The organism is Cellulomonas sp. P4_B5_2, from assembly GCF_056402235.1.
Window position 1 is genome coordinate 1 of record NZ_JBFUHU010000333.1, and the last position, 4,964, is coordinate 4,964.

At 76.7% G+C, this 4,964-nt stretch carries 5 protein-coding genes and 1 pseudogene; 2 read left to right on the forward strand and 4 right to left on the reverse strand.

Going from position 1 to position 4,964, the window contains the following annotated elements; translation table 11 throughout:
• Window positions 1–337 (reverse strand): DUF3499 domain-containing protein (locus tag AC1DUQ_RS18765; RefSeq protein WP_477074330.1); only part of this gene is annotated, 337 nt, incomplete at its 3' end.
• Between the two features lie 75 nt (window positions 338–412).
• On the opposite strand from AC1DUQ_RS18765, the gene AC1DUQ_RS18770 reads away from it, so the two are divergent.
• Together AC1DUQ_RS18770 and AC1DUQ_RS18775 are read left to right on the forward strand one after the other, a co-directional pair.
• Complete coding sequence (locus tag AC1DUQ_RS18770) at window positions 413–910, forward strand: metallopeptidase family protein (protein ID WP_477063050.1); 498 nt, start codon at window positions 413–415, stop codon at window positions 908–910.
• A 12-nt stretch (window positions 911–922) separates the two neighbouring features.
• Window positions 923–1,798: a glycosyltransferase family 2 protein gene (locus AC1DUQ_RS18775; RefSeq protein WP_477063051.1), complete on the forward strand. Its 876-nt coding sequence runs from the start codon at window positions 923–925 to the stop codon at window positions 1,796–1,798.
• 1 nt (window position 1,799) lies between these two features.
• On the opposite strand, the gene AC1DUQ_RS18780 is transcribed toward AC1DUQ_RS18775, so the two are convergent.
• From AC1DUQ_RS18780 to AC1DUQ_RS18790, 3 genes and pseudogenes are all read right to left on the reverse strand, one after another.
• Window positions 1,800–3,461 (reverse strand): DUF5719 family protein, encoded by a 1,662-nt coding sequence (locus AC1DUQ_RS18780; protein WP_477074331.1) that lies wholly within the window; start codon window positions 3,459–3,461, stop codon window positions 1,800–1,802.
• On the reverse strand, window positions 3,458–4,021 hold the full coding sequence (locus AC1DUQ_RS18785; RefSeq protein ID WP_477074332.1) for a hypothetical protein: 564 nt from the start codon (window positions 4,019–4,021) through the stop codon (window positions 3,458–3,460). The genes AC1DUQ_RS18780 and AC1DUQ_RS18785 overlap by 4 nt, the downstream gene beginning before the upstream one ends.
• Window positions 3,934–4,964, reverse strand: a pseudogene (locus AC1DUQ_RS18790) (hypothetical protein); the annotation flags it as partial. The gene AC1DUQ_RS18785 and the pseudogene AC1DUQ_RS18790, both read right to left, overlap by 88 nt.

The following is a 4,964-nucleotide window of genomic DNA, read 5'->3' on the forward strand; positions in this document are numbered from 1 at the left end:
GTTCAGGATCGCGGTTCAGGATCGCGCCGACGGCCTCGGGCAGGGCGACGGGCTCGGGCTCGGTCCGCCTGCCCGCCTCCCGCACCGCGTCGGCCAGCGCCAGAAGGTCGTCCCGGCTCGGCGGAGCGGGGGTGAACTCGGGCGTGAGCCGGACGACCTCCCACCCGCGCGGGGCCGTGAGGCGTTCCGCGTGCTCGATGCACAGGTCGTACGAGTGCGGCTCGGCGTGCTGCGCGAGCGGACCCAGCACCGCGGTCGAGTCGGCGTACACATAGGTCAGCGTGGCCACGGCCGCACGGCCGCATGCCGTGCGGGAGCACTGCCTCACGGATCTCACGCGCTGACGGTACTCCCGGGTGCCGACAGGCCGTGCCCCCCACGCCGTCGGCCGTGCGCGATCTACAGTGCTGAAGTGAGCTCCGCACCTCCGCCACCCGCCCGCCGAGCCCCCGGTGTCGGGCGCCGCACCCTTGCGCTCCCCACGACGACGATCGCGCCCGTGCGCCGCCGCGACCGGCGCGGTCGCGGCCCCCGGGGCCCGCTGCTGCCCAGCACGATGCCGGCCTACCGCACCCGCGCCGAACGGTTCGACGACCTCGTCCTCGATGCGGTCGAGCGGATCGAGCGCACCTGGGCGCGCCAGCTGGTGGGGACGGAGTTCGCCGTCGAGGACGTACCGCCGTCCAACCCCGCGCCCTGGGAGCACGGCGGGGTCCCGCTCGGTCGCTACTTCCCGTCCGACGCCGGCCTCCCCGCGCGCATCGTCGTCTACCGCCGTCCCGTCGAGTCCCGGGCCACGGACGCCCTCGACCTCGCCGACCTGGTGCGGGACGTGGTCGTCGAGCAGGTGGCCCACCTGCTCGGGCGGTCACCCGACGACGTGGACCCGCACTACGGCGACGCCCACTAGCCTGTCCGGACGATGAGCACCGCCGTCCCGCCCCCGTCCACGCCAGCCCCCGATGTCCGCGTCGTCTGCGTCGTCTACCACCCCGGCGACGAGCTCGCGACGTTCGCACGCACGCTCGCTGCCGCGTCAGCCGCGCCGACGGAGCTGGTGATCGTCGACAACGGCTCCGACCCCACCGTCGCGCGCGCGGTGGCCGACGAGGTCGGTGCGCGGCTCGTCGCCACCGGGTCGAACCTGGGATACGGGGGCGGCGCCAACCTGGGCGCGGCCGGCGCCGAGGCACGGTGGATCGTCGTCGCCAACTCCGACATCGAGTGGCAGCCGGGGTCGCTGGACGAGCTCGTCGCGGCCGCCGAGGCAGCACCCACCGCGGGGTCGGTCGGTCCGGCACTGCTCAACACCGACGGCACCGTCTACCCCTCGGCGCGCGAGCTGCCGTCGCTCACCCAGGGCGCGGGGCACGCGCTGTTCGTCAAGGTGTGGCCCGGCAACCCGTGGACGCGCCGGTACCAGGCGCACCAGCAGAACGCCGGCGGTCAACGACCGGCCGGGTGGCTGTCCGGCGCGTGCCTGCTGCTGCGGCGCGAGGCGTTCGAGGCGGTGGGCGGGTTCGACGACGGCTACTTCATGTTCTTCGAGGACGTCGACCTCGGGGAGCGTCTGGGCCGCGCGGGCTGGATCAACCTCTACGTGCCGCAGGTCAAGGTCACGCACGTCGGCGGGACGTCGTGGCGCGCCAAGCCCGCGCCCATGATCTCGGCGCACCACGCGAGCGCCGCCCGGTACGTGCACCGCCGGTACCCACGCTGGTACCAGTGGCCGGTGCGACAGGCAGCCGTGCTCGGGCTGCGGCTGCGCGAACGCTCGGAGCTGCGCGCAGCAGGCTGAGTCAGCGGGTACCGAGCCGCGGGTCCTCGCGGACGGCGACGTCCGGCGTGAGGCGCGGCACCGGCACCGGGTCGAGCACGGAGACGAGCCAGCCGTCGGACTGGTTGACCGCGGCCACCATGGCCCAGGCGAGCGCGACCGTCGAACCCTCGTCCGTCACCAGGTCCACGCCCACCACTCCCGCGAGGTCCACCGGCGGACCCGGGATCACCGAGGGGTCCGGTGCGGCGATCCGGCCGGTCCCGGTGGCCAGGTCGTCGACCCACCAGGCGCCCGTCGTCCCCGCGTCCAGCACCACCGTCCGCTCGGCGAGCACCGCGCCGTCGGCCCCGAGCAGCCGGACCGAGCCCGTCGCCACGCCGTCGGCACTCGGGTCCGCGGCACCGGACACCGCCCCGACCACGAGCATCCCGCGGGTCCCGCTCGGGACCGCCAGCACGCCGCTGCGTCCGACTGCGGTCGACGCCGCCCACGCGCGCTCGACGCTCGGGAGGTCGTCCAGCTCGCCGACCGCACCCGGGCGCGTCACGACGGCGGAGGCCACGACGGGTTGGTCGGCGTCCACGACCACGGTGTAGGAGCCCGCGGGCAGCCCGCCCAGGGGTACGTCGGTCACCTCGCCGGGCACCAGCGCCACCTCGTCCGCCCCCGGGAGCTCCGTGACGCCGCCGGGGCCGAGCAGCGTGACGCGGGCGGTCGTGGCGACGGTGCCGGGCACGAGGAGCCGCAGCGCCGACGCGGTCACGTCACCGACCGCCGAGGCCGACACGGAGACGCCGGGGACCACCTGGCGCCGTGCGGGCGCTGCACCCGGCACGACCAGGTCGGTCCCGGCGGGAGTGAACCCGTCGATCGMGGAGTCCTGCACGTGCACCCCGACCCGTCCCCCGGTCGCGGTCACGTGCACCGCCAGACGTCGCTGCTCGGCCGCGATCCCGCCGAGGACCACGACGCGCGAGGCACCGGGCGCGACGAGGTACCGCTCGCCCGTGAGGTCGACCGGACCCGAGGGGCCCCAGATCGCGAGGGTGATCTCGGCGGGCGTCGACCCGGCGTTGTCGAGCACCAGCTGCGCGGTGCTGGACAGGTCGGTGGCGCCGCCGAGCAGCCACGCGTCGGCCGTCGGCTGCTGGCAGGAGGCGGCGGAGAGCCCGCGCAGGTCGCCCGCGGTCACCAGGCCGGCGCTCGCGGCGGCCACCCGGGCGGGCGCGGCTGCACCGGGCTCGACGTGGACCACCGTGGGGGCGGCGACGCCCGGGACAACCGCGGAGTCCCCTCCGGCGTCCAGCGTCGTCGTCGTGGCCGAACGGTCGAGCGGTCCCAGGGTGCCGGCGGAGGTGCCCTCCCCCTCGGGGACCGAGGTCACCGCGGTCACGGTCGTGATCGGGTCCACCGGGGTCGGGTCGAACGCGGAGTCGCCGCGCCCGGTGTCATCGGGCTGGATCAGCGGCCCGGCGCACACGAGCGTCGACACCGAGGCGGGGACGGAGATCTGCGCCGGCGGGACGGTGTCGCCTGCGGTACCGCCGGGCAGGCGCGCCCCGGCCACGATCGCGGCCGTCAGACCGAGCACCGCGAGGCCGGACGCGGCTCGGGCGGTCCGCCCCAGCCAGACCTGCGTCCGCGTCGGACCGGTCGCGTCGATGACGTCTCCCCCGCTCATGCCCGGGCCCCCCGGCGTCGGCGCACGGGGACGGCCAGGAGGATCGTCACCAGGGCCACCACGCCCTGGAGGACCAGCCACGGGGTCCGATCCGGGCTGTCGTACCGGACGACCAGCTCGCCGCCGTCGGCACCGAGGGCGAACGTCTGCCGCCACCCGTCATCGACCGCCCGCAGCGAACGGCCGTCGAGCCAGGCGTGCCAGCGCGGGTCGGCGCGCTCGGCGAGGACGAGCACGCGGTCCTCGCCGCCCGGCGCCACCGTGGAGTCGACCGACCGGTCCGCGGACGGCACCGCGACGGCGGCCACGGCAGGGTCCGTGACGTCTGCCGCGGCGGGCACGAGACGGGCCCACGCGGGCAGCGCGGTCGGCGCCGCAGCCCCGGCCACGGTCGCGGTCGCCTGCACCCGCCACAGCGTCCCGGTCACGTTCTGGGTCACTCGCGCGAGGCCGGCGGTCGAGTCGAGCCTGCTCACCAGCTCGTCGAGCTGCGTGGCCGCGACCTCGGGGTCGACGGCGCCGAGGTCCCCGGGCAGCGGCGGCACCAACACGTCGGCCACGCCCAGCGCTGCCAGCTGCCCTGCCACGTCTCCGGTCGCCGCCGCCGCCCGCCCGGCGCCCGCGACGACAGCTGCGACGCCTGCGCCTGGAGGCCGACCGCGGGCACGATCGAGCGCTCGACCGCACGCAGCCCGACCGCCTCTCCGCTGCGCGCCTGCCAGGTCCACGTGCCGAGCCAGGCGACGGGAACGGTGACGGCGACGAGCGTGACGACGGCGACGAGAGGCTGCCGCCACCCGAAGGTGTAGTGCGCCAGGCGCTCGCGCAGGCGGTCCGCACCGATGACCGCGGCGGTCAGCAAACCCGCGCCGGCGAGCGAGAGCGCGGGCCCTGCCCAGCCGTGGACGACGACGGAGTCCGACACGCCGACGGGGACGGCGACGGCGACCGTCGCGGCGGCAGCACCGAGCGCCGCGACCACCCACGCGCCCCGCACCGCACGGGCCACCGGGGCACCGCGCAGCAGGGCGAGCACCGCCAGGACGAGGACCACCGCTCCCAGGGCGAGGGGCCAGGCCCCGGCGAGCGGTTCCGGGAGGGCGCCCGGGACCAGCGACGACGCGTCCGCCGGAACTCCGAGCAGCCGGCTCACGGGGTCCGCCGCGGTGGACGCACCCGGCAGCCCCGGGTCGGCGATCAGCAGGCGCCAGCCCTCGAGCCCGCGCCGCCCAGCCTCGAGCAGGGTCGGACCGAGCAGGGCGAGCGCGGGGAGCGCCACGAGCAGGACCCTCCCGCGACGACGCGGCGCGCACAGGGCGACGACGCACAGGGCGAGCACCCCGGGAACGAGCAGCGCGGGCGACCCGGCGACGACGACCGCGAAGGCGATCGCCGCACCGGCAGCGGCCGAGATGGATCCGGTGGGGTCGGGAGCACCGACGAGCTCGGGCGCCCCAGGTCCGTCGCCGACGGGCACGGGCGCGTCCGCCGAGAGCCTGGGGG